Here is a 22,828-nt window from a genome sequence, read left to right as displayed (position 1 = left end):
GCGATGAAAACGCCGGGCCTTGAAGCAGTTATTCCCGCGGTAGTCAGCGGTACGCTTGCCACCGTTGACCGCCAGAAAATATCATTCCAGCATTTTAAGAATGGCGGGCTCGCCGTTATCATTATTGCGCATGGTTATTATAATAGTAAACAGTGCCTGCTTTTGCAGCAGTTGACTCAGGCGCTTGGCGGAGAGTACGATATTTTTATGTTTGATTTTCGCGGGCATGGCAAAAGCAGCGGCGTGTTTACCTGGACGAGCCGGGAAGAGAATGATTTACGGGCGGTATTAGATTTTATCGCTCCGCAATACCCTAAGATCGGGTTGGTTGCTTTTTCTATGGGAGCAAGCATCAGTATTAATCTCCTCGCTAATGATAAACGCGTGGATAGTTTTATTTGTGTCAGCGCGCCGTCGAATATATCGAGAATTGATTACTGGGTATGGGCCCTTGACTGGAAAGGTGACGTGGCGTACATTTTATCGGATCCTAAGGGAAAAATCGGTAAAGGCGTGCGACCGGGGCCATTCTGGCTGGCTAAGAAGAGGCCCATTGATAACGTCGGTAAGATCACCATTCCGATCATGTTCATGCACGGCAGCCGGGATTGGGTGATCAGGCCGTGGCATTCCGAGGCCCTATACCAAAAGGCAAGCGGGACGAAGAAAATGATCATTATAAAGAACGGGCCGCACGCAGAGTACTTAATGCGGGATTATCCCGGGCAATTCGTCACAGAAGTAAAAAAATGGTTTCTTGGTACACTATGAAAAAGGAAGATATGGTCATCCATAAGATATTTGCCCAAATTTCTTCCCGGTTTTCAGACAGGGTGTGCCTTCAGATAAAAAAAGGCCCTGCCTGGGAGAGATGGACATATGGGCAAACAGAAGACCTCTCCCTGAGGATAGGCGCGTTTCTTATTAAAGAGGGTTTTAAGAAGGGGGACTTCGCGGCTATATGTTTAGAGAACCGTCCGGAATGGGCGGTGATCTATTTAGGCATAATGGCTGCGGGCCTTACCTGCGTTCCTTTAGATCCGCAGCTGACCGAACAAGAGATAGGAAATCTCATCAATGACTGCGCCGCAAAGGTCATATTTGTCTCCTATGCCGTTTTTCAGGCGAAAAATATTAATAAGATAAAGTCAGGGCTGGACAAGATCGTCATCCTGGACCTTGATATTCAAAAGGATAACCTTATAGGCCTGTCTCAGGTAAAACTTACTTCATCTGAAGGCGCCGCATGGCCCGAGGTCCTTTCCGAAGATATCGCTTCGCTTATCTATACATCAGGCACCACCGATAAGCCAAAAGGGGTGATGCTCACGCATGAGAATATTTACTCTGATTTTCAAAGTATCGACAAGCTGAAACTCTTCTCGGATAAGGATATTTTCATATCGATATTGCCGTTGCATCACGCCTACCCATTTATGATCACGCTGATCACGCCTCTTTTCTGCCGCGCGGGGGTCACGTATACTTCGAGCATTAGGAGCGATGAATTGCTGGACCGGATGAGGGAGGCAGGGGTAACGGTATTGGTAGGCGTGCCGCAGCTCATTTCCCTGTTTTATATGAGTATATCGGATAAGATAAAGAAGATACCGTTTATGTTAAGGATGCCTCTTTTAGGGCTGATAGAGATATTATGGCTAATAAGAAGGTTTAGCGGAATAAATTTAAGCAGGTTTGCCCTGCCGGCAATACACCGGCCATTCGGGCGGGCTTTAAGATTTTTTGCCTGCGGCGGCGCAAAGTTAAATGAAGAAGCGGCGAGATTCCTTGTGAAAATAGGTTTCACTATACTTGAAGGATACGGACTTACCGAAACATCGCCAGTAGTAGCTTTCAACCCGTTAAAGAAGCCGAAGATCGGTTCTGTCGGCAGAGTGATCCCGGATGTGGAATTGAAAATTGACAGTCCCGACGCAGCGGGTATGGGCGAGGTGGTGATCAAAGGCCCCAATGTCATGAAAGGCTACTATAAACGGGCGGACGAGACCTCGAGCGTTTTAAAGGACGGCTGGTTTTACTCCGGCGACCTTGGCCGTATAGACAAGGACGGCTATCTTTATATTACAGGTAGGAAGAAAGAGATAATTGTTTTAAGCTCCGGGAAAAACATCTATCCCGAAGAGGTAGAATCCCATTATACCAAGAGCCCTTACATTAAAGAAATATGCGTCCTTGGCGTCGGCGGAACGGAGGAAGAGAGGCTGTCCGCCGTAGTGGTGCCTGACGCTGACTATTGCCGCGAGAAGGGAGAGGTCGATCTTAACAGTACGATCAGGTGGGAGCTGGAAAACCTGTCTGAAGGACTTGCTCCCTACAAACGCATCAAGGGCTTTATTATTGTAAAGGAGGGCATACCGCGCACGCGGTTAGGCAAGATAAAAAGATATGAAGTTAAGAAAAAATATCTGGATGAGCTTAAAGGTATAAAATTAGACGGCGCGGCGGAGGAAATTCCCGCTACAGATGAGGACCTCAGGTTGCTCTCTTCCGGTGTCAGCAGCAGGATAATAGAAGCCCTTAATAAACATGCGAAGTTAAAAAGGGGGATATCCCCGGCCGATCATCTGGAATTAGATCTAGGTATCGATTCGCTGGGCCGCGTGGAGCTGATGGTGATGTTGGAGCAGGCGCTTAACATTACCATACCGGATGAGGTAATGGCTAAGGCCTCTACCGTTAAAGAACTTATTCTCGGGATAGAGAGGCTGGTCCCGGGTGAAGGGGTCCAGGGAGAGCTCATTCCGCAGGTCAAGAGCCGCGCTCTATGGAATGAGATCTTAAATGAAAAACCCGCCGAAGATATAATAAAAAAGGTCAATCTGGCGCCGAACCGGATGGCAATTTTAGGGATGCTGCTATTCTCTGAAATTTTACGCCTTGTCTTCAGGGTGATCTGGCGGCTTGAGGTTTTCGGGACAGAAAATATCCCGAGAACGGGAAAGTGCATCCTGTGCGTCAACCACGGCAGTTACCTGGACGCGTTTATCATTGAGGCTTCTATGCCTGCGAGTTTACGAAAGAGTCTTTTCTTCGTAGGTTTCAGGGCCTATTTCGAACAGTTCTTAATCAGAAATATCGTAAAATATATCAGGGTCATTCCCATCGATCCGGGTATGCACTTCGTGGAAGCTATGCAGGCATCTTCTTATGTTCTTCGAAATGACAAGATAATCTGTATTTTCCCGGAGGGCCAAAGGACTATCGACGGAAATATTAAGGAATTCAAAAAAGGGGTCGGGATATTGGCGAAAGAGCTGAATGTCCCTCTGGTTCCCGTATTAATGACGGGTTCATACGAATCCTGGCCGAGGACAAAGCCGCTTCCGAGGCCTCATCCGATCAAAGTAACTTTTGGAAGGCCTTTTGATTTTGGCGAGCTCATGAAAGAGGGGCTAAGATCGGGGGTCAAAGATGAATATGAGGCAATAGCCTTTGGCATAAGGGAAGAGGTTATAAAGCTCAAGGGGAAACGGAGCATATAATAAGGAGAGTAACCCTAACAAAGGAGGAATAATGGAGAGTAATGACAAGATTGAAAGTGCAACTGTGCATGTCTTACCGCCTTTACCATATGCGCAAGACGCGCTTGGTCCCGCAATCTCCGCGAATACGATCAGTTTTCATTATGGCAAGCATCATAAAGGGTATGTCGACAATCTGAACAAGCTGGCGGCGGGAACTGAATTTGCCGGTATGACGTTAAAGCAAATCATCGCCGCGACAGCCGGCAAAGCGGACAAAGCCGCGATCTTCAATAATGCATCGCAAGCGTGGAACCACGCGTTTTACTGGAATAGCTTGACTCCGAATGGCGGCGGCGAAGTACCCGCAGCGCTGAAAATAAAGATCGAGGCTTCTTTCGGGACCGTGGATGCGTGCAAGAAGGAGTTGGCGGCCGCGGCGACTACTCAGTTTGGCAGCGGCTGGGCGTGGCTTGTGCTGGATGGCGATAAGCTTAAGGTGATCAAGACCGGCAACGCGGATTCACCTTTGACTAAGGGCTTGAAGCCGCTATTGACCATCGACGTGTGGGAACACGCCTACTACCTGGATTATCAGAACCGCCGCGCGGATTATGTTAACGCCGTCCTCGACAAGCTGATCAATTGGAGTTTTGCGGAAGATAATCTCGAAAGCAAGTAACCATATGAAAGGAGGTGGGATAATGCTATACACGCTTGCAGTTATTCTGATCGTGCTTTGGTTGTTAGGGTTGGTTACGTCATACACCTTGGGCGGGTTTATCCACATCCTGCTCGTGATCGCCATTGTCGTTGTTCTTTTGCGTATCATCAGCGGCCGAAAACCGCTTTAATAGCCGCGTAATAAATCCCTCAACAGGTTGACTGTTGAGGGATTTATTATTTCTTCTGTTCTGCAAATTGTTTGTAAGGTTATTTAACCGTTGTAGTCGTCGTCGTTGTAGTCGTGGTAGACCCCGCCGCCGGAGCAGGCATCAGCGTTATATAGTGCGCGCGCTGTTTTCCGCTATCCGGCAGGAATTCAACTTTTACCCTGTCCCCTCGCTTGACCTGCAGGTGCACGGGTTCTTTGCTCGGGCTCTTCATATAGTAGATATCATCCGGCTGAAATACGAAATATGACACTTCGTTCTGTCCCCGGCCTATTACCTGCAAGGTCATCATCCCTGTTTCCGTATCTATAGCTACGACATCCCCCGTAACTATTTCGAAGACAGGCAAGGGTTCGGCGATTATCTTACTGACGATCTTCCAGTCGCGGACGGCGGGAAGCTCTAATGTTACATCCTGGCCTACACGCAGGTCGTTCAGCGTGAGGAATTCCTTGCGCGCCGGATCGGTAACAAACGTGTCATGCGCGTTGATCCTGTACTCAACCGCTTTTTTGCGGTTTCCCTCCTGCCTAAGTTGCAATGTACCTTGTTTGAGGTCGATCCACACGATCTCTCCCGAGACTTGACGCACCTTGTCCGTACCGGGCGCCGTTACGCAAAACCCGGATCGCGCGAATACGAAAATTAAGACTGCACTCAAAATCCCCGCCAAAACCATTCCCTTACGGCTAAACATGGTGCACCTCCTTTATCTGATTATAAGTATACCTGAAACCTGTATTTTGTAAATTGGCGGATTCCTCTTTTTGTTGACTTATTTCTATAGTAGAAAAAAGTCAGAAAAATACGGAATCTCGCAATTGTTTTATCTCCAGGAAAGTGGTAAAATTATTGCAAAAGCAGGAAACAAACAATAGGAGGATATATGAATAAGGGTGCATCAGCCGCACTTCTGGTCGCAGGGATTATCTTGCTAGTTTTTGGGTTTAGCGCCTACCACTCAGCAAGTTCCGACGTCTCGCGCTTTTTCACGGGTGCGCCTACAGATAAGGCGCTATGGCTACTGATCGGCGGATTTGCTGCTGCCATAGTCGGGTTTTTAGGTTTAATTCGAAAATAAAGAAGATACGCAGGGGGTAGGTTAAGGTCAATATGCGAATTCATTCGAAAAAAAGCCGTTGTTCTATTGTCCTCGCGCTGATTGTTTTTCTTCTTAGCGGATGTGCCGGTATCAATAAAACGGCAATAACAAAAACGGTACCGCACAAGTTTACATTTCCGAAAGATTTTATATGGGGAGCTTCCACCTCCTCTCACCAGGTCGAGGGGAATAATACTAATAATGATTGGTGGGAGTGGGAACAAACCCGGCCCCCGGTAACTCGTTCAGGCCAGGCGTGCGACCAATGGAACCGTTTTGAAGAGGATTTTAAGCTTGCCCAGACTTTAGGACACACAGCCCACCGTTTCTCCATTGAATGGAGCCGCATTGAGCCCCGGGAAGGCCAATTTGACGCCTCTGCCTTGGATCATTATCGCGAGGTCATCAATTCGCTTAAGTCAAAGGGGATAGAGCCTGTTGTGACTTTGTATCATTTTACAGTTCCCGTATGGCTGGCGCACCAGGGAGGGTGGCTTTCAGAGAAGACCCCGGAACTATTTGCCAGATACGCCCAGAAAGTGACCGATGCTCTCGGAGGCGATGTCCATTATTGGATAACGCTGAATGAGCCGGTTGTCCACGCCTTCAGGGGATATATGAGCGGCGAATGGCCGCCGGGAGAAAAATCAACGGATAAAACATTAAAAGTTTTCAAAAATTTACTTCTGGGGCATGTCCTGGCGTATGAAAAGATCAAAGAGACCTATGCTCAAAAAGGCTGGGAAGTGCCTATGGTCGGGATTGCCCAAAGCGTGCTCGTATTCCAGGCTTCATCGGGCTATTCGTTAATGGACCGGGTTGCGACAGGTTCTTGCGATTTGATGTTTAACCGATTATTTGTCCAGGCTTTGGTACAGGGAAGAGCCTGTATTTTAGGATTTTTCTATGTTCACTTGCCGAGAGGAAAAACCCTGGATTTTATAGGTTTGAATTATTACACGCGGGTTTTTGTCACCAGCCGCGGGTTTGGATTCCCGGAAATTTCAGGTAATGCGCGCGAAGCCGCAGAACAGTTCCGTCATTCAGGTAAATATAATTTTCTTTCATGGGAAATTTATCCGAAGGGATTGTATATGTTCCTTAAAGAATTTTCGCGGTACAAATTGCCCCTTTTGGTTTCAGAAAACGGGATTACTACCAACGATGATACCGAGCGTGTGGCATTTATCGTAGAGCATCTTAAGGCTGTGGCGCAGGCGATGGAAGAGGGGGCCCCTGTCATCGGTTATCTTTATTGGTCGCTCTTGGATAATTATGAATGGAACGAAGGGTTTGTCCCGCGATTTGGGTTGATAGGGGTGGACTATACGACGCAGGAACGAATAATACGGCCATCGTCAGAAAAATTCGCAGAAATCATCCGTTCGGGAATAATGATCCCATAGGAGAATTATGAAGAGTCGATATCGTAAGGTTATTTATGCGCTGGTGACAATATCCTGCTTCCTGGCATCATCAGGTTGCGCCCATGTGCGGCATGCCGTACCGGAAAATCTTGTCGGGAAGGCCGTCGTTGTCGGTATGCCGGATCTACGCTACTATACGTATAAGGCCGATTCTCTCTTTATGCGGAAAAGCCTGGCAGATTCGTTTAAAGAAGAAGGTAAATCGGACTATATGGTTGACGGTATAAAGACCTATCCCGCGCTCATTATCGGAGGCGGCGTATCGAACAGCGCCTACGGTATAGGGTTATTGAGAGGGTGGTCAAAGGAAGGCTCCCGGCCGGTATTTAAAATAGTTACAGGCTACTCAAGCGGGTCGCTCCTAGCCATTGCCGTGTTTTCAGGAAAAGAATCTGAAGACCAGCTTGCGGACCTGTTTACCTCGATATCGACCAAAGACGTGGTGAAACAAAAGGGCATCTTTAGCATCCTATTCGGAAATTCCGTGAACAGCTCATCCCTGTTCTCTAAAAAGATAGATGATATGGTAAATGAGGATCTGATGGCGAAGATCGCCAAAGAGCATGCGAAGGGGCGCAGGCTATATGTGGGGACCTCGGATCTTGATGCTCAGGAGTTTGTTATATGGGATATGGGAGCGCTTGCATCCAAAGGAGGCCCGGATTCGGTGAAGGTATTCCGCAAAATAATCCTGGCCTCATGCTCGTATCCGGCTATGCTTCCTCCGGTCTATTTTCAAGTCGAAGCCGGCGGCAGGCGCTATGACGAGATGCATGCCGATGGCGGGGTCATCGGAGGGGTTTTTTATATTTATCCGTTATTGGAAGGCGCGGGATCCGCGGCGCGATCTTCCGGGATCGATCCCAAGGGATTCAGAACGCGGTTATATATCCTGAATTGTTGTTATATGTCGCCGCACTCGAAACAGGTGGAAGACAATCTGACTGCGATAACCTCGCGCCTGATCGAGACCGCCACAGCGTCAAAAATGGGCGGGGACACGTACAATCTATACTCATTCGCGAAGGAAAAAGGATGGGATTACAATTTAGCGTATATTCCGGAAGATTTTAAGCCTAATCAACAGGAGATGTTCGATAAGCAGGAAATGAAGAGGCTCTTTGAGCGCGGATATGATGACGCGATAGAAGGGTATAAGTGGCACAAGGCTCCGCCCGGGCTTGTGGCGGAGGGAAAATAGCTTACTATACCTAAGGAAATAAAGTCTGCCTATCGGCAGACGGAAAAGGAGGACGCATGGGAAGCATGCTAGTAGGGCTAGTTGTTTTGGTTCTAGATATTATTGCCATCCTTGATGCAGTAAAAAGTTCAATGGAGACAGGCAAAAAGGCATTATGGATCATCCTGATACTCTTTTTGCCCGTTATCGGCATGGTGCTGTATTTTTTTCTCGGCAAAAAGAAATAGCTGAGGACTAGATTCTCACGAACGCCCCCCGGCAATGATTCGCGGGGGCGTTCGGCGGTATTATGACGGCCATAAGGAGGAATTCCCTTTAAAACTGATATGAAGACTAAAAAAGAAATAATCCGGTTTTTAATCGCAGGGACTATCGTCAATGCGACAGACTTTAGCGTCTATTATATTTTATTTCATTTTTTGTCTTTTAGCATATCTAAAGGGATTTCCTTTACGTGCGCGGGCATTGTCGGGTATTTGCTTAATAAATTTTGGACGTTTAAACACAACCAACAATCGTACGCTGAGGTTGGCCGGTATACGCTGATTAATTTTTTAGCTTTGGGAATTAATGTTTTTACAAATCAAACCATTCTCAATGTGCGGCCCGGGGCTGTTTTTTTAGCTTTGATCATTGCCACGATATTAACAGGTATATTTACCTTTGTTTGTTTTAAATGGTGGGTTTTCAGGACTTTATCGAAGGAAAAGTTTAGTTTTGCGCAATGGAAATGGTCACCGTTAAAATTCATAGTCAGGACCGTCGCGCGCCGGCGGGGGTTTTTAGACCCGATTAAATTTATTTCTCAATTACAGAATTTCACGCAACCCTCAGAGGTGGCGATTCCGACTGAACTATTGCGTTCAGGCGTGGTCTTGCATGCCCGGGGCCTGATCAATAGCATAGCCATTCAGCATAACCTTGATTGGATCTGGCCTTATTGGGTGGAATGCCAATATGATCCGGAGTGCGAGGCCTTTATCCCGCGGTCATTTTCATTAACTCAAATTAATCTTACACATAGAAATTGGACCGCTTTGGGCGTTCCTGACAGCACCGAATTTCCTATTGTAGATCCTTGCGGCCTTGTTACTCCCCGTTATGACGGTTGGTCTATTGATGTTTGGATCATTCCAAAAGAGGGGGACCCGTTGATCCCGTCGCGCAATCCAAATGTATCGCAAAAACTGTGTTTCGATGACAATCTTTGCGTGATTACAGAATTCAGTCTCGAGCAATTAAAGCTTCAATTAAATGCGCAAGTTACCGGTTCAGCCGAAGTGCCGATCTGCCAGGTTAATATCAGAGGTTCTGCTTCTGTTAATGCGCAGTTAGTAGTTTCTCTCAGGCCTTATAACCCTGAAGGCGTGAGTTTTATAAATAATATTACTCTCCTCGAAGGCTCGTCAGGCTGGCAAGTAAATCGAGAAAACTTCGTATATTTTGATAAACCTCCGGATCGATGCGTATTTTCAGATTATCAGCGAGGAGATGTTTATAGCTGCTTGTCAGCCAAGGAAGATGAAAAAGAAATTTCATGTAAAGTCGGCATGGCCACCTCTGCGGCCATTTTTATATTGAAAGCGGGAGAACCGCAAGAAATTACCGTTTCTGTGCCTTTAACTAAGAATAAAATTGAAAAAGATTCCTATTCCAGCCGCCGGGAAACTGCGAAGCTTGCGTGGAAGAAAAGCCTCCAGGGCGCGTGTTCATTGCAGATCCCCGATAAAGATTTTCAGTTCCTTTACGATGCTGCCATCCGCACCATGATTTTGCATTCTCCCAAGGAAGTTTATCCCGGGCCTTATATTTACCGGCGGTTTTGGTTTCGCGATGCCGCTTTTATATTACATGGTTTGCTATGCGTCGGGTTAAAGGAACGTGTCCGGCGCTCATTGGATTGTTTCCGCTCCCGTCAGACAGCCCAAGGTTATTTCCTCTCTCAGGAAGGAGAATGGGATTCTAACGGCGAGGCATTGTGGATAATGCGTCGGTATTGTGAGATGACAGGAAATCTCCCGCCTAAAGAATGGGGAAAATCGATCTATAAAGCGGGCAAGTGGATCTATAAAAAACGACTGCCCGCCAATGGGCCATACCCTCACGCAGGTTTATTGCCGTCCGGATTTAGCGCTGAGCATTTGGGGCCGAATGATTTTTATTACTGGGATGACTTTTGGGCGGTTGCGGGATTGAAAGCAGCGGCCTTTTTGTGCGCTGCTTATAAGGATAATGATGAGGCCGCTCATTTTGAAACGGAATCGCAGGCATTATTGGAGAGCATAGATCAAAGTTTAAAGAAAGTAGAAGTTCGTTTAAAAAGACCCGCGATACCGGCCTCTCCTTATCGCCGTTTAGATTCGGGAGCGATCGGCTCTTTGGTCGCCAGCTATCCGCTTCGAGTTTTTGAGCATAACGATCCAAGGGTCTTAGATACAGCCGATTATTTAATGAAAAATTGTTTAGTCCACGGCGGTTTTTTTCATGACATGACCCATTCAGGGATCAATCCTTACCTTACGTTACATTTATCACAGGCGCTCTTGCGCGCAGGTGATCCCAGGTATTTTGGTTTGATGACAGCAGTGGCTAAATTGGCTTCGCCAACAGGACAATGGCCTGAGTCGGTACATCCGCGTACAGGCGGGGGATGTATGGGAGACGGGCAGCATGTCTGGGCCGCGGCGGAATGGGTTTTAATGATAAGGAATTGTTTTGTGCGCGAAGAAGGCAACCGATTAATTTTATGTTCGGGGATCCCGCGAGCCTGGCTGGAGAAAAACCAGACGATCGCGTTTGGCCCCGCGCCGACAAGTTTTGGGGATATTCAAATTTCCATAAAACTACGAGGGGAAAATATCCTTGTCGAATGGCGCGGACAATGGCTTGCGAAAGAACCGCCGATCGATATCCGATTACCCGGTTTTAAGAGCGTAATAATTACACCCGCAACAAATTCTATTGAATTGAAATATGAGGCGGGTAAATGATAAAAGACCTTGTGGCCAGATTTAAAGAGTTTATCATATTGAAGTCGGGGAAGAAAATTTACCCGGAAGAGATCGAGGAGTTCTATAAAAAGGCCGCCCCTATTACAGAGATGTGCGTCTTTACAGTCTCCGGAATGGATGATGTAAAGGGATCCAAAATTCTTTGGGCTATCATCCGGCCGGATCTTGATAATTTCAGGAAATTCGCCTCAGTGAACCTGCATTTAGCCATTAAGGAGAGATTTGATAATGTCTTGCCATCGCTCCCTATTTATAAAAGGCTTAAAGGTTTTACTATTACGCTTGATGATCTACCGTATGACCTGCTTGGTAAGTTAGATAGAAATGCGATCAAGGAAATATATGAGCCTAGGGTGAGGGCAGGAATAGAAGGCGCTCTTCCGGTAACGGGGGAGCTAACGGCCGCGGACCAACTGTTGATAGGATCCGGGACCGGCATAAAAATATTAAAATGCCTAAAGGAGCAAAGCGGTATTAAAAGACCGATAATACTTGAGGATTCTTTGGAGCTGGACCTTGGCGTAGATTCATTAGGCAGGATAGAGCTTGCTTCGCGCCTTGAGCTGGCTTTTAGCGCCGATATAAAAGATGAGGCGATCTCGCGGGCCTTTATTGTAAAAGACCTCATTCTGGGGATAAAGGATGCGTTAAAAGGAGCAAAAGGCATCCGCCCGGAGGAGGATAAAAGTTTACCTTTAAGTCCGGACTACTGGAAAAAACATTTACAAGTCCTTCCGAAAGAAGAGCATCTGGGAGCGCTCGAATTCAGCACCGGTTTTTTCGCCTGGCTGCTTAGATTCAGCATAACAGCCATAGATTGTTTGATCTTCAGATTGTTTTTCAGTATTAAGTCAGAAGGAGAACAGAACGTGCCGAAAGAAGGGGCTTATATCCTGTATCCAAACCACACGAGCGATCTTGACGGGCCTGCCATTAACGCTTGCCTGCCGCGCAGGCCGGTGCTGCAAATGTTTTACTTCTTATTCATACCGTATTATTTTAGGCCGTTTGTAAAATCCCGTTTTTTAAGGGATATCGTAAAAATGGAAAGACTTATTCCATTTGATTATTCAACGCATTTTCTGGAGGCGCTGCGCAGCGCTTATTTAGTATTACAACGCGGTAAAGGTTTGTGTTATTTCCCGGAAGGGTTGCGCAGTACTACCGGCAAAGTCGGGAAATTTAAAAAAGGGTTCGGTATCCTGGCTAAGGAGACGGGAGCAAAGCTTGTGCCTGTGGCTATAGAAGGAGCTTATGAGGCATGGCCCAGCACGGCAAAGTATCCCAAACGCCACCCGATCAGGGTGAGATTCGGCAAGCCGCTCCTCCCCGAAGATCTGGAAAAAGAAGGGCTGTCCATGGGCGCGCAAGATCATTACGACGCGATATGCGTGGCGGCCAGGAAAGCGCTCATAGAACTAAAGGATAAATAATGAATATTCTCATGATGACGAATACCTATTTTCCGATGGTGGGAGGGTTAGAGCAATCGGTTTATTCTTTTAGCGAGGCATTTAGAAGTTTAGGGCATGAGGTTTTGATCGTTACTCCTGCCTTTGGGGGGGCGCCGACAGAGGAACCGGGCGTTATCCGGATTCCGGCCATCCAAAAATTTAGGGGGACTATTTTTTCCATTAATTTTCCGATCTCTAGGCTCTTAAAGCGATACATGAAAGAATTCGTGCCGGATATTGTGCATAGCCACGGCCCGTTTTTCATGGGAGATTTTGCATTACGGCTCAGTCGACAGCACGCCATACCGCTTGTATTTACTTATCACTGTATGTTTGAGCAGTACGTGCATGATTGGCCGGTTCACAATGAGGGAGTGAAGCGATTTATGGTCAAGCTTGCCGCCGGATATTCCAATTTGGTGGACCAGGTAATTGTGCCCAGCGAAAGCGTGCAGGATATCTTACTTAAAAGAGGTGTTAAGACCCCCATGGAGGTTATCCCGACAGGGGTAGACGCGGAACGTTTTTCAAAAGGCGATGGAAAAGCTTTTCGCCAGCGGAATAACATCCCTCCAGATGCTAAAGTAGTCGGCCATGCCGGGCGGCTGTCTCCGGAAAAGAATCTGGAATTTCTGACAAATTGTATGATCGAATTATTAAAAAAAGATCCAAGGGTCCATGCCCTTATCGTTGGCAAAGGGCCATCTGAAAAAATGATCAAGGACGCCTTTGTGAAGGCAGGCCTTGAAAAAAGGTTACATTTAACCGGAGTTTTGCAGTATCAGCATCTGGTTGATGCTTATTTTGCCATGGATGTTTTCGCGTTCGCTTCATTAAGCGAAACGCAAGGGATCGTTCTTATTGAAGCCATGGCGGCAGGGGTTCCGGTGGTAGCATTGGATGCTCCGGGAGCGCGGGAAGTCGTAGAAGATTACCACAACGGCCGGTTGCTCAATGAGATGGACCAGCAAAGTTTTGTTGATGCCCTTGCCTGGTCTTTATCCCGGACTCCTGAAGAGTTGCTAGCCATGAAGCAGATCGTAAGAATGACGGTACAGAAATACCCGATTAAGTCTGCCGCAAAACACATGTTGGAAATTTATGATAAAATCAGATCAAGAAAATCTGTTTCCCTGGGCAAGAAAAACAGTTCGCGGTATCTTTTCCAGTGGCGCATGAAAGCGGAGTGGGATATTTACAGCAATTATATCAGGTCCGTTGCCACATCAGTGTTCGAAGGAAATTTTCAGAAAACAGAACCCGTAAAGATCAAAGATACGACGGAAAAGAGCGAAGACCCCCGATCTAATGGCACGACCAAGGAAGGGAAACTTTAAAAGAGGCGAAACCATGAAAGATATAAAGAAAAACAAAAAATTATGTAAGAATCAGGCAGGAATCCGTACCGTCGCAGAAAGAAGGAATGTTAAGAAGCTTCACCAAGAAATTGAACAGCGTAAGAAAACAGAGCGATTAGCCCAAGATGCCCGCAACTATGCCGAGAGCATCATCAACACCGTGCGTGAATCCCTAATCGCTTTGGATCAAGATCTAAGGGTGGTCTCCGTCAGCCGCTCCTTCTATGATGTCTTTAAGGTAAAACCCGAAGAGACCGTGGGACAACTTATTTATGACCTGGGCAATAAACAGTGGAATATCCCCAAGCTGCGGGAACTGCTGGAAACCATCCTTCCCCAAAAGGCAACCTTCGATAACTATGAGGTTGAACACGATTTTACTACCATCGGCAGGCGCATAATGCTTTTGAATGCCCGGCAAATTGAAAGAGCGCTTGGCAAGGAGCGGATCATCCTCCTGGCTATCGAGGATATTACCGGGCGCAGGGAGATAGAAAAAGGCCTGGAAAAAGCCCATGAAGAGTTACAGGAGTTGGCCGCCGAGTTAAAACGTACCACCCGGGCAAAATCCGAGTTCCTGGCCAATATGTCGCATGAGCTCAGGACCCCGCTTAACTCCATTAACGGTTTCTCCGAGATATTATACGACGAGACTTTCGGGCCGCTTAATGAGAAGCAGAAAAAATACGTTGAATATGTTCTAACCAGCGGAAAACATCTCCTCTTACTGATAAATCAGATACTTGATATGTCAAAAGTTGAAGCGGGGAAGATGAAGCTGGCATTATCCAGCTTACCCATGAAAAGCCTGTTAAATGACATTTCACTGCTGGTAGCGGATATGGTCAGTAAAAAGAAGCTTCAAATGTTGCTTGAAATAACCGAAGATCTGCCGAATATTGAGGCGGATGAGCTCAGGGTAAAAGAGATACTTTACAACCTGCTTTCAAACGCGGTAAAATTTACTCCCGAGGGTGGTAAAATAGGAATGCGGGCCTCTACGAGAAAGGTTGATTCCGAGATAGAAATAGTGGTATGGGATACGGGGGCCGGGATCGCATCTGAAAACATGGGGAAAATATTTGAAGGGTTTTTCCGTGTCGATACTCCATATTCCCGGGTAACTGAGGGAACCGGTCTCGGTTTGCCGCTCTCCAAGAAGCTGGTTGAGCTGCATGGCGGGAAGTTTTCCGTAGTATCAGAGGGGCTAAATAAAGGCACTCAAGTCAGGTTTACTTTGCCGGTTATATCCAGAAAGGCGGTGTGAGATGGGGAAGAAAGTCTTAATTGTCGATGATAACGTGAATAATCTGACGCTGGAAAAAGACCTCCTGGAGGTCGCCGGCTTCGAAGTATTTGTAGCTCAAGATGCTTCCGGCGGAATTGCCATTGTCAGGAAAGAAAAACCGGATGTCATAATTATGGATGTGCGGCTTCCGGATATGCGCGGTAGCGAAGCTGCCAGGATATTGCGTCAAGACAAAGAGACAAGCGATATTCCCATTGTTTTTGTAACTGCTTCCGTAATGGCAGAAGGCAGGGAAGAGATAAAAGACATATCTAACTCCGGATTTATAGGCAAGCCGATAAATACGCGCACTTTCGCGAAAGAAATCAGTAAATTTATCAAGGGGTAGAGGATGAAAGACAGACCGGTAATTTTAGCTGTTGATGACCAGCTCCAAAGCGTTGAACTTCTCGAAGCGTATCTTGTTCCGCAGGGTTATGAGATTGTCAAGGCGGCAAGCGGTGAAGAAGCGCTGAAAATACTTTCCGGCGATCAAATCGATCTGGTCCTGCTGGACATAATGATGCCCAGGATGTCCGGCATAGAAGTGCTGGAAAAATTGCGCGCCGATGAAAAGACACGCCTTATCCCGGTGGTCATGGTAACCGCGCTTAGGGAGACCGAAGACAAGGTAAAAGCCCTTGAGGCAGGATGCGATGATTTTATCTCCAAGCCCTTTGATAAGGTTGAACTATTAGCAAGAGTCAAGTCCATACTCAAGATAAGTTATTATCTCCGGCAGTTGGATGAAAAAGAGAAATTCAAGGCAGTGGTCGATAAAATAAGCGATGGCATTGCCATCTGCAGCCCGGATTACCTGATCAAAGACAGCAATGCGGCGATCTTAAATTACTTAAATATTACCGATCCGGCAAAAGTCAATTTGGTCGAAACGCTATTTAAGAATTATTCTGTTTCTATAAGTAAAGAAGCGCTTACGGATCTAACGATTGCGCATAAAACATTTGATATTGTACGCCAAAAATCAGAAACGGCGGAGGCATTATATTTAGAGGCGAATTTGGACCTGATAAAAAATTCCGCCGGAGAGCTGTTAAGCATTGTTTTTATCTTGCGTGATGTTACCGCAGCGCGCAGCGAGGAATTTCTAAAACAGGATACTTTAACTCTTATCTCGCATAAACTGCGCGCACCGCTGGGAGTGATCAGCGGGAACATATCGTTACTTCAGGACGGGTCATATGGCCATCTTAATGAGGAGCAAAAGAAAGTAATCGATGCCATGTCTAAACAATCTGCTTTGCTCATATCGATGGTGGAGGAACTGCTTGGGTTTACCATAGCAGGCGGCCACTCCTCGTGAAAGGAGGTTAATATGCAAATCCGACCGCAAACAGCCGGACATGAGGTTAAAAAAAATATTTGCGCAGGCCTCTCCTTATTTCTTATTATTTTTATGGTTCCGGGATATATCGGCGCCGATACTTATGAAAGATCTAACATAACAACAACAGTACCTACGCTGCAGGAATTTACATTCCCGAAAGGATTTTTGTGGGGGGCAGGCACATCTTCTCATCAGGTCGAAGGCAACAACACCAATAACGACTGGTGGCAGTGGGAACAGAAAGTTCCCCTGAAAATGCGTTCCGGACTGGCTTGTGATGAATGGAACCGCTTTGAAGAGGATTTTAAGATCGCCCAATCTTTAGGGTTTACAGCTTATCGTTTCTCCGTTGAATGGAGCCGCATCGAGCCGTCGCCGGGCCAATTTGACGGCTCAGCCCTTGAGCATTACCGCAAGATGATCCTTTCGCTGAAATCTAAGGGGTTAGAGCCCATTGTAACGTTGAATCATTTTACGATCCCTTTATGGTTTGTGAGCAAGGGGGGATGGCTTTCGGATGAAAGTCCGGAACTTTTCGCCCGATACGCGCGGAAAACGACAGAAACTCTGGGCAGCGATGTTCATTATTGGATAACGTTGAATGAACCGGCATCTTATGCGTATAACGGCTATATGGTCGGGAGTTGGCCGCCTGGGGAGAAGTCAACGGAAAATGCGTTTAAAGTCGTGCAAAATTTAGCCGAAGCGCATGTCCTGGCTTATGTAAAGATCAACGAAGCCTATGCCCAAAAAGGCTGGAATAAACCTATGATCGGGATAGCCCACCAGGTGATCATATTTTCGCCTCGCTCGAGCAACTCTTTGCCGGACCGGATCTCTGCGGGCTTAAGGGACCAGGCGATCAATCACTTATTTATTCAGGCCTTAATACGGGGGAAAGCGAAGATATTAGGTTTTTTCAGCATAAAACTTCCCAGAGCAAAAACCCTGGATTTTATCGGCTTGGATTATTTTAAGCGGGAATATGTTTCCAATCGCGGGTTTTTATTGCCTGAAATTTTAGGTGAGGGGCTCGCCGTAGAAGATCCTTTAGCCATGAGGAATTACCTTGGCTGGGAAATTTATCCGAAAGGGTTGTACACGTTGATCAAAAAATTTTCAAAATACAAACTGCCTATTTTGATCACGGGAAACGGCGTTTGCACAAATCATGATGCCAAGCGTTCGGTATTTATCTTAGAACATCTTAAGGCCGTAGCCCTGGCGATGAATGAGGGGGCTCCTGTGATCGGTTATTTCTATTGGTCGTTCTTGGATAATTATGAGTGGACAGACGGGTTCGCTCCGCGATTTGGGTTAATAGGGGTGGACTATACGACGCAGGAACGAACAATTCGAGGATCGGCAAGAGAATACGAGCAAATCATCAAGTCAGGAAAACTGGATTTCTGAAGCGGACAAAACGGACACCCTGCTTCGCAGGATTTCGCTAGATATCCCGCTTTGCGGGATATTATTAGACAAAAGCTTTAGGTGTTCAAAAAGTTCAAGGTGCTCAAATTCCGCGAGTGAATCCCTCTCTGATCCCCAAATCGTGAAACGTGAAAGGGTCCCTTTTTTCATTTTGAGAATTTAAAGGGGTAAATATGAATATGAAAAAATGTCGTGGCTTTTTGCGGGTAATAATCCGGGAGGATTAAGGATCACAGCTAAAAAAGGAGGGCGATGCATGAAGAGGATAGGAGTAGTTGCATTTTTTATAGTTTTTGTATTTACGGGAGTATGCTTGGCAGACGGAATCAGGGGAAAGGTCAATTCCATTGACAGGTCGAAAAAGACACTGCAGATCTCCGGAGTGGTAATACAGGCAGCGGATGCATGGATAGAGAACGAGCAGGATTATCCGCTTGCGATAAGCAAGCTTGCGCCGGGAGATTATGTTGAAATAGAAGGGAAGTTTACCGGTTCATCAGAGTTGAAGGCAGGGAAGATAGACAGGAAACAGCCGGAATGCTCAGCTATAGAAGGCAAGATAGCATCGATAGATTCCGCAAAAAGAGAAATTATTATAAGCGGGATCAAGATAAAAGTTCCGGTTGATGCCTGGCTGGAAGGACCGAATCGGGTTAGGATACCGCTTGAATTATTCGCTCCCGGCTATTCGGTTAAATGTAAAGGGGAATGGACAGGGTCCTCGGAATTAACAGCTTTTAAGGTAACTGTTGATTGAGGGCATTCGTTTTAAAGTAATTGGCTTGACATAAGCGGGAATAGATGGTATATAATTTATGAACATTCGTTCATTAATTAGATACAATTCTAGGCGAGGTGAAATGGCTGTATTAAACAGGAGAGAAAGGGACAGGCAGTTGCGGAGGTCGGATATCTTCGCGGCGGCGGAGCATATTTTCGCCCTGAAGGGATACCACAAGGCGACGATAAGGGATATCGCCAAAGAAGCCCAGTACGCGACAGGCACCGTATACCTGCATTTCAAGGATAAGGATGAACTGTACCGGTCGCTTTTTACGGAAAAGTTAAAGGGTATGCTGTCTGTAGTCGAAGAGAAGATGGCATCGGCAAAGGACTCGAAAGGCAAGCTGGGGGTATTCGTGCGCGAATCACTCGCGTATTTCGAGGAGAACCTGGACTTCTTCCGCATATTCGTCTCGGAATCCGACGATATGATGCTTGCGGAGAAGAGCATCAGGAACACCCCTTCCGGCCAAAAGTTCGAAAAATATATGGAAGATATAGTCAAGCAGGCCCAGAAGGAGGGGGTCATAAGCAGGGATTTTGAGCCCATACAAGTCCTTGATATATTGACCTCGATCATGAAATCCTTTGTCCTGAAATGGTTCAAGGAAAACAGCAAAAACAAGAAGAGCCTGGTCGGCATGTCCGGCATCATATTAAAGTGCCTGTTAAGAGGCATCTCCGAAGATAAATAGCGCGTAATCCCGCCTGAAATATCCATCTTGACAAAACCCCAAATGAATGATACCATTCATAAATGAACATACGTTCATATTAAGATATTAGTGTTCATTCAAGAAAACATACAAATGCGACGGGGAAGGATGCAATATGGCAAGTAAGAGTGTATTTGCGGTTGCGGCGGTTTGCGCCTTGGCGGCCTGTGCGGGCCACCTTGCCCATGCGGAGCAGGCCGCGGGAAAAAACGGCAGGCTGCTCACTATCCAGGAAGGAATTTCGATAGTGCAAAAGGACAGCCGCCTGGTTAAAATATCTTCCTTTGATAATGACATGGCTTTCCAGGACTCGATGATCGCCCGCTCCGTGCTGCTGCCGCACCTTAATATAGGCGCCGCGCAGACCTTCAATAATAACAAGCCCGAAATGAAATTCGGCGGCATGGTGGTACCGACCTCGGACCAAAATCCGTATTCCTTCGGGGCCAATGTTTACCAGACTTTGTTCGACTTCGGAAAGAGCCTCTCTAACTATCGCGCGTCAAAGGAGATGGTCGAGGCGGTAAAGGCCCGCAGCGAAAGCGTCAAGCGGGTAGCTACGCTGGAGTTTGTAGTGGCTTATTTCAACCTGCTGGAAGCGGAGAAGTTTATAAATGTCGCGGAGAAGGAAGTTGAAAGCCTTACCTCTTATATTAAAGATATGGAACATCTGTTTGAACAGGGGGTTATAGTAAAGAACGACCTGCTTCCCGCTAAGGTCAAGCTTGCCGACGCGAAGCAGAAATTGATAGCGGCACGCAATGGGAAAGAAGTCGCCGCCGCGCGCTTGAATAATATCCTGGCCCTCTCGTTGAGAGAGAAGCTCATCGCGCAGGATATAAATATGCAGTTGCCGCAGTTCCCCGAGATAGAGGATGCCTGGATCACGGCGCAGGAACAGAGGCCGGAGATCGTTTTCTATGAAAGCAGGATAAAAGCGTCTGTCTCGAGCGAAAAGGCAAAGGCGGTAGAAAACCTTCCGGTCCTTTATGCCGACGGCGGTTATAACCATACTAAGAACAGGTACCAGGTGCACGAAGACAATATGTCGGTCAACCTGGGGGTCAAGATGAACCTGTATGACGGCGGCGCGGCCCGGGCGGACCTGCTCAAGGAGCGCGCTCTGCAAAAGCAGATAAAAGAACAAAAAGGCAAACTTATCGAGGATATAAAATTCGAGGTTGAAAACAGCCATTTGAGCCTTAAGGATGCCTGCGAAAAGGTCTCCGTCGCCTCGGAAGCGCTCGAGCAGGCGGGCGAGAACGTCCGCGCATACCGCGTGAAATATACGGCCGGAGCCGCCACATCTACGGACGTGCTCGAAGCGATAACGCTGCAGACGAGGGCGCAGACAAATTATTACGGCGCGGATTACGAACTGAAGCGTAATTACGCGAAACTTATGTATTCGATGGGTATCGACCTCGCGCTTATCTACGAAACAATGGAGAACAAAAATGAACCTGCAAAACGTTAAGAAAAAGAAAGTGTTGGGCATATTTTTGGTCACGGGCGGAATCGTCGCTGTCGCATTGATCCTATTCGTCATGAGCGGCCTCAGCCTGGTATCCACCGATGACGCGTACATCGAGGGCAGGATCCATAGCATCGCGGCCAAGGTCCCGGGGACGGTCAAGACAGTGAATGCGGAAGATAACCGCATCGTGAAAGAAGGGGACGTCCTGGTCGAGATAGACCCGATAGATTACGAATTGAGGGTGAACGAGGCGCAGGCGGCCCTGGATATACGAAAGGTAGCTTTTGAGCAGGCATCGCGCGACAGGGACCGCGCCGAAGCCTTATATAAGGAAGAAGTATATCCCAAGGAGCGGTTCGAGAATGCCGTTACCGCGTATAACCTCGCGAAAGCGCAGGCCGAGGCTGCCGAAGCGCAGTTCAAGATCGCGCAGCGCAACCTGGAATATACTAAGATATGCGCTCCTTCGGACGGCCATGTGGCAAAAAGGTCCGTCGAGGCGGGAAACCAGATACAGCCGGGGCAGGGGCTTATGGCGGTCGTTTCGAATGATATGTGGGTAGTCGCCAATTATAAAGAGACCCAGCTTAAAAATGTCAGGCCCGGACAGGAGGTCAGGATAAAGATAGATACGTATCCCGGTAAGATCTTCGAGGGCCATGTGGACAGTATCCAGCGCGGCACCGGAGCAAAATTCAGCATGTTCCCGCCAGAAAACGCTTCGGGAAATTTTGTAAAGGTGGTCCAGCGCATACCGGTAAAGATCGTTTTTGACGGCCAACCCTACAATAAGTACGATCTTGGCGTAGGCATGTCGGTCATTGCCGAGATAAAGGTCCGGTAGTGAACAGGGGAAGCGGCGCTCTTCAACCTGAAGAATGGCGCCCCAAAAGCAACCCATGGCTGATCTGCATCGCGGTCATGTTGGCCGCGACCATGGAAGTCCTGGATACCTCCATCGCGAATGTGGCCTTGCCGCAGATCGCGGGAAACCTCTCCGCGACTACCCATGAGGGGACCTGGGTCTTAACAAGTTATCTTGTCGCCAATGCGATCATTTTACCCGCTTCGGCATGGTTCGGCGGTTTTTTCGGCCGTAAAAGGGTGCTTCTTATCTGCATATCCCTGTTCACCCTATCCTCCGTCCTTTGCGGCATAGCGAGCAGCCTAAATCAATTGGTCCTGTTCCGGATATTCCAGGGCATAGGAGGAGGGGCCCTCCAGCCGATCTCCCAGGCAATATTGCTGGAAAGTTTTCCGAAGGAGAAGCGCACTTCAGCCATGGCGGTTTTCGCGATGGGAGTCATCGTGGCGCCTATTATAGGCCCCGTCCTCGGCGGTTGGCTTACCGATAATTTCTCATGGCGGTGGATCTTCTTCATCAATGTGCCTGTCGGGATCATCGCCATCCTGATGTCTAAGGTGTTCGTGGAAGACCCGCCGTATATCCGGAAGATCAGGACCGGCATAGATTATTACGGGTTCGCGCTGATGGCTATCGGCCTGGGCGCGCTGCAGCTGGTCCTCGATAAGGGCCAGGAGGCGGATTGGTTCCAGGCGTCCTGGATATGCTGGACGGCGATCGTTGTCGTCATCTCGCTCATCGCGTTCGTTATATGGGAATTCCGCGTGAAGCATCCGGTGGTCGACCTGCGCATCCTCAAGGACAGGAACCTTACCGGTGGAATGATCATCGCTTTTATGATTGGCGCGATCATGTACGGTGTAATGGCGCTCATGCCGCTCTTTTACCAGACGATGATGGGGTATACGGCCTATTTAAGCGGGCTTATACTGGTCCCTCTCGGGATAGGGGTATTTATCGGGGCCATGTCGGTCTCGCGTTTATGTAAA

Annotated in this window: 21 protein-coding genes; 20 read left to right on the top strand and 1 reads right to left on the bottom strand. The window is 47.5% G+C overall.

The genetic code is table 11. The features are described 5' to 3' along the window. The first annotated feature begins 3 nt into the window (after positions 1 to 3). Genes WC317_00105 through WC317_00090 form a run of 4 tightly spaced genes read left to right on the top strand, consistent with a single transcriptional unit; the run spans position 4 to position 4,336 of the window. Positions 4 to 771: an alpha/beta fold hydrolase gene (locus tag WC317_00105; protein MFA5338539.1), complete on the top strand. Its 768-nt coding sequence runs from the start codon at positions 4 to 6 to the stop codon at positions 769 to 771. Continuing rightward, positions 768 to 3,503, top strand: coding sequence for an AMP-binding protein (locus WC317_00100; protein ID MFA5338538.1), 2,736 nt, complete (start codon positions 768 to 770; stop codon positions 3,501 to 3,503). Before WC317_00105 ends, WC317_00100 begins: the two co-directional genes overlap by 4 nt. 31 nt (positions 3,504 to 3,534) lie before the next feature. Next, the gene (locus WC317_00095) at positions 3,535 to 4,164 is read left to right on the top strand and encodes a superoxide dismutase (GenBank protein ID MFA5338537.1); all 630 of its coding nucleotides are present in this window, start codon (positions 3,535 to 3,537) and stop codon (positions 4,162 to 4,164) included. A 22-nt stretch (positions 4,165 to 4,186) separates the two neighbouring features. After that, the gene (locus WC317_00090) at positions 4,187 to 4,336 is read left to right on the top strand and encodes a lmo0937 family membrane protein (protein ID MFA5338536.1); all 150 of its coding nucleotides are present in this window, start codon (positions 4,187 to 4,189) and stop codon (positions 4,334 to 4,336) included. A gap of 79 nt (positions 4,337 to 4,415) precedes the next feature. Here WC317_00090 and WC317_00085 read toward each other — a convergent pair whose 3' ends face one another. After that, on the bottom strand, positions 4,416 to 5,072 hold the full coding sequence (locus WC317_00085) for a hypothetical protein (GenBank protein ID MFA5338535.1): 657 nt from the start codon (positions 5,070 to 5,072) through the stop codon (positions 4,416 to 4,418). A 189-nt stretch (positions 5,073 to 5,261) separates the two neighbouring features. On the opposite strand from WC317_00085, the gene WC317_00080 reads away from it, so the two are divergent. From WC317_00080 to WC317_00005, 16 genes are all read left to right on the top strand, one after another. Further along, complete coding sequence (locus tag WC317_00080) at positions 5,262 to 5,456, top strand: DUF3185 family protein (GenBank protein ID MFA5338534.1); 195 nt, start codon at positions 5,262 to 5,264, stop codon at positions 5,454 to 5,456. 32 nt (positions 5,457 to 5,488) lie between these two features. Then, positions 5,489 to 6,883 (top strand): glycoside hydrolase family 1 protein, encoded by a 1,395-nt coding sequence (locus WC317_00075; GenBank protein ID MFA5338533.1) that lies wholly within the window; start codon positions 5,489 to 5,491, stop codon positions 6,881 to 6,883. 43 nt (positions 6,884 to 6,926) lie between these two features. After that, on the top strand, positions 6,927 to 8,105 hold the full coding sequence (locus tag WC317_00070) for a patatin-like phospholipase family protein (GenBank protein MFA5338532.1): 1,179 nt from the start codon (positions 6,927 to 6,929) through the stop codon (positions 8,103 to 8,105). A gap of 56 nt (positions 8,106 to 8,161) precedes the next feature. Continuing rightward, positions 8,162 to 8,332, top strand: coding sequence for a PLD nuclease N-terminal domain-containing protein (locus tag WC317_00065; GenBank protein ID MFA5338531.1), 171 nt, complete (start codon positions 8,162 to 8,164; stop codon positions 8,330 to 8,332). Between the two features lie 99 nt (positions 8,333 to 8,431). Continuing rightward, on the top strand, positions 8,432 to 11,095 hold the full coding sequence (locus tag WC317_00060) for a GtrA family protein (protein ID MFA5338530.1): 2,664 nt from the start codon (positions 8,432 to 8,434) through the stop codon (positions 11,093 to 11,095). Then, on the top strand, positions 11,092 to 12,549 hold the full coding sequence (locus tag WC317_00055) for a 1-acyl-sn-glycerol-3-phosphate acyltransferase (protein ID MFA5338529.1): 1,458 nt from the start codon (positions 11,092 to 11,094) through the stop codon (positions 12,547 to 12,549). The genes WC317_00060 and WC317_00055 overlap by 4 nt, the downstream gene beginning before the upstream one ends. Continuing rightward, entirely contained in the window at positions 12,549 to 13,907 is a 1,359-nt protein-coding gene (locus WC317_00050; protein ID MFA5338528.1) for a glycosyltransferase, read from the top strand. Before WC317_00055 ends, WC317_00050 begins: the two co-directional genes overlap by 1 nt. Before the next feature lie 13 nt (positions 13,908 to 13,920). Then, the gene (locus WC317_00045; GenBank protein MFA5338527.1) at positions 13,921 to 15,195 is read left to right on the top strand and encodes a PAS domain-containing sensor histidine kinase; all 1,275 of its coding nucleotides are present in this window, start codon (positions 13,921 to 13,923) and stop codon (positions 15,193 to 15,195) included. Between the two features lies 1 nt (position 15,196). Continuing rightward, positions 15,197 to 15,565 carry a response regulator gene (locus WC317_00040; protein MFA5338526.1) on the top strand — a complete coding sequence of 123 codons (369 nt, stop codon included), beginning with the start codon at positions 15,197 to 15,199 and terminating at the stop codon, positions 15,563 to 15,565. Positions 15,566 to 15,568: 3 nt separating this feature from the next. Then, positions 15,569 to 16,540, top strand: a complete 972-nt coding sequence (locus WC317_00035; protein MFA5338525.1) for a response regulator — start codon at positions 15,569 to 15,571, stop codon at positions 16,538 to 16,540. Positions 16,541 to 16,552: 12 nt separating this feature from the next. Then, positions 16,553 to 17,977: a glycoside hydrolase family 1 protein gene (locus WC317_00030; protein ID MFA5338524.1), complete on the top strand. Its 1,425-nt coding sequence runs from the start codon at positions 16,553 to 16,555 to the stop codon at positions 17,975 to 17,977. 277 nt (positions 17,978 to 18,254) lie between these two features. Further along, the gene (locus WC317_00025) at positions 18,255 to 18,755 is read left to right on the top strand and encodes a DUF5666 domain-containing protein (protein ID MFA5338523.1); all 501 of its coding nucleotides are present in this window, start codon (positions 18,255 to 18,257) and stop codon (positions 18,753 to 18,755) included. 103 nt (positions 18,756 to 18,858) lie between these two features. After that, entirely contained in the window at positions 18,859 to 19,476 is a 618-nt protein-coding gene (locus tag WC317_00020; protein MFA5338522.1) for a TetR/AcrR family transcriptional regulator, read from the top strand. A gap of 136 nt (positions 19,477 to 19,612) precedes the next feature. Then, complete coding sequence (locus WC317_00015; protein MFA5338521.1) at positions 19,613 to 20,974, top strand: TolC family protein; 1,362 nt, start codon at positions 19,613 to 19,615, stop codon at positions 20,972 to 20,974. Further along, positions 20,955 to 21,818 (top strand): HlyD family secretion protein, encoded by an 864-nt coding sequence (locus tag WC317_00010; protein ID MFA5338520.1) that lies wholly within the window; start codon positions 20,955 to 20,957, stop codon positions 21,816 to 21,818. The genes WC317_00015 and WC317_00010 overlap by 20 nt, the downstream gene beginning before the upstream one ends. Further along, positions 21,818 to 22,828: DHA2 family efflux MFS transporter permease subunit (locus WC317_00005; GenBank protein ID MFA5338519.1), on the top strand; the 1,011-nt coding region annotated here is incomplete at its 3' end. The genes WC317_00010 and WC317_00005, both read left to right, overlap by 1 nt.

Source organism: Candidatus Omnitrophota bacterium, from assembly GCA_041653595.1.
Classification (GTDB): Bacteria; Omnitrophota; Gorgyraeia; order Pluralincolimonadales; family Pluralincolimonadaceae; genus Pluralincolimonas.
This window is presented reverse-complemented; position numbering and strand designations above follow the sequence as displayed.

Coding starts and splice junctions, on each gene's coding strand:
- WC317_00105 (MFA5338539.1), top strand. CDS start 4: ATGAAAACGCCGGGCCTTGAAGCAGTTATTCCCGCGGTAGTCAGCGGT.
- WC317_00100 (MFA5338538.1), top strand. CDS start 768: ATGAAAAAGGAAGATATGGTCATCCATAAGATATTTGCCCAAATTTCT.
- WC317_00095 (MFA5338537.1), top strand. CDS start 3,535: ATGGAGAGTAATGACAAGATTGAAAGTGCAACTGTGCATGTCTTACCG.
- WC317_00090 (MFA5338536.1), top strand. CDS start 4,187: ATGCTATACACGCTTGCAGTTATTCTGATCGTGCTTTGGTTGTTAGGG.
- WC317_00085 (MFA5338535.1), bottom strand. CDS start 5,072: ATGTTTAGCCGTAAGGGAATGGTTTTGGCGGGGATTTTGAGTGCAGTC.
- WC317_00080 (MFA5338534.1), top strand. CDS start 5,262: ATGAATAAGGGTGCATCAGCCGCACTTCTGGTCGCAGGGATTATCTTG.
- WC317_00075 (MFA5338533.1), top strand. CDS start 5,489: ATGCGAATTCATTCGAAAAAAAGCCGTTGTTCTATTGTCCTCGCGCTG.
- WC317_00065 (MFA5338531.1), top strand. CDS start 8,162: ATGGGAAGCATGCTAGTAGGGCTAGTTGTTTTGGTTCTAGATATTATT.
- WC317_00060 (MFA5338530.1), top strand. CDS start 8,432: ATGAAGACTAAAAAAGAAATAATCCGGTTTTTAATCGCAGGGACTATC.
- WC317_00055 (MFA5338529.1), top strand. CDS start 11,092: ATGATAAAAGACCTTGTGGCCAGATTTAAAGAGTTTATCATATTGAAG.
- WC317_00050 (MFA5338528.1), top strand. CDS start 12,549: ATGAATATTCTCATGATGACGAATACCTATTTTCCGATGGTGGGAGGG.
- WC317_00045 (MFA5338527.1), top strand. CDS start 13,921: ATGAAAGATATAAAGAAAAACAAAAAATTATGTAAGAATCAGGCAGGA.
- WC317_00040 (MFA5338526.1), top strand. CDS start 15,197: ATGGGGAAGAAAGTCTTAATTGTCGATGATAACGTGAATAATCTGACG.
- WC317_00035 (MFA5338525.1), top strand. CDS start 15,569: ATGAAAGACAGACCGGTAATTTTAGCTGTTGATGACCAGCTCCAAAGC.
- WC317_00030 (MFA5338524.1), top strand. CDS start 16,553: ATGCAAATCCGACCGCAAACAGCCGGACATGAGGTTAAAAAAAATATT.
- WC317_00025 (MFA5338523.1), top strand. CDS start 18,255: ATGAAGAGGATAGGAGTAGTTGCATTTTTTATAGTTTTTGTATTTACG.
- WC317_00020 (MFA5338522.1), top strand. CDS start 18,859: ATGGCTGTATTAAACAGGAGAGAAAGGGACAGGCAGTTGCGGAGGTCG.
- WC317_00015 (MFA5338521.1), top strand. CDS start 19,613: ATGGCAAGTAAGAGTGTATTTGCGGTTGCGGCGGTTTGCGCCTTGGCG.
- WC317_00010 (MFA5338520.1), top strand. CDS start 20,955: ATGAACCTGCAAAACGTTAAGAAAAAGAAAGTGTTGGGCATATTTTTG.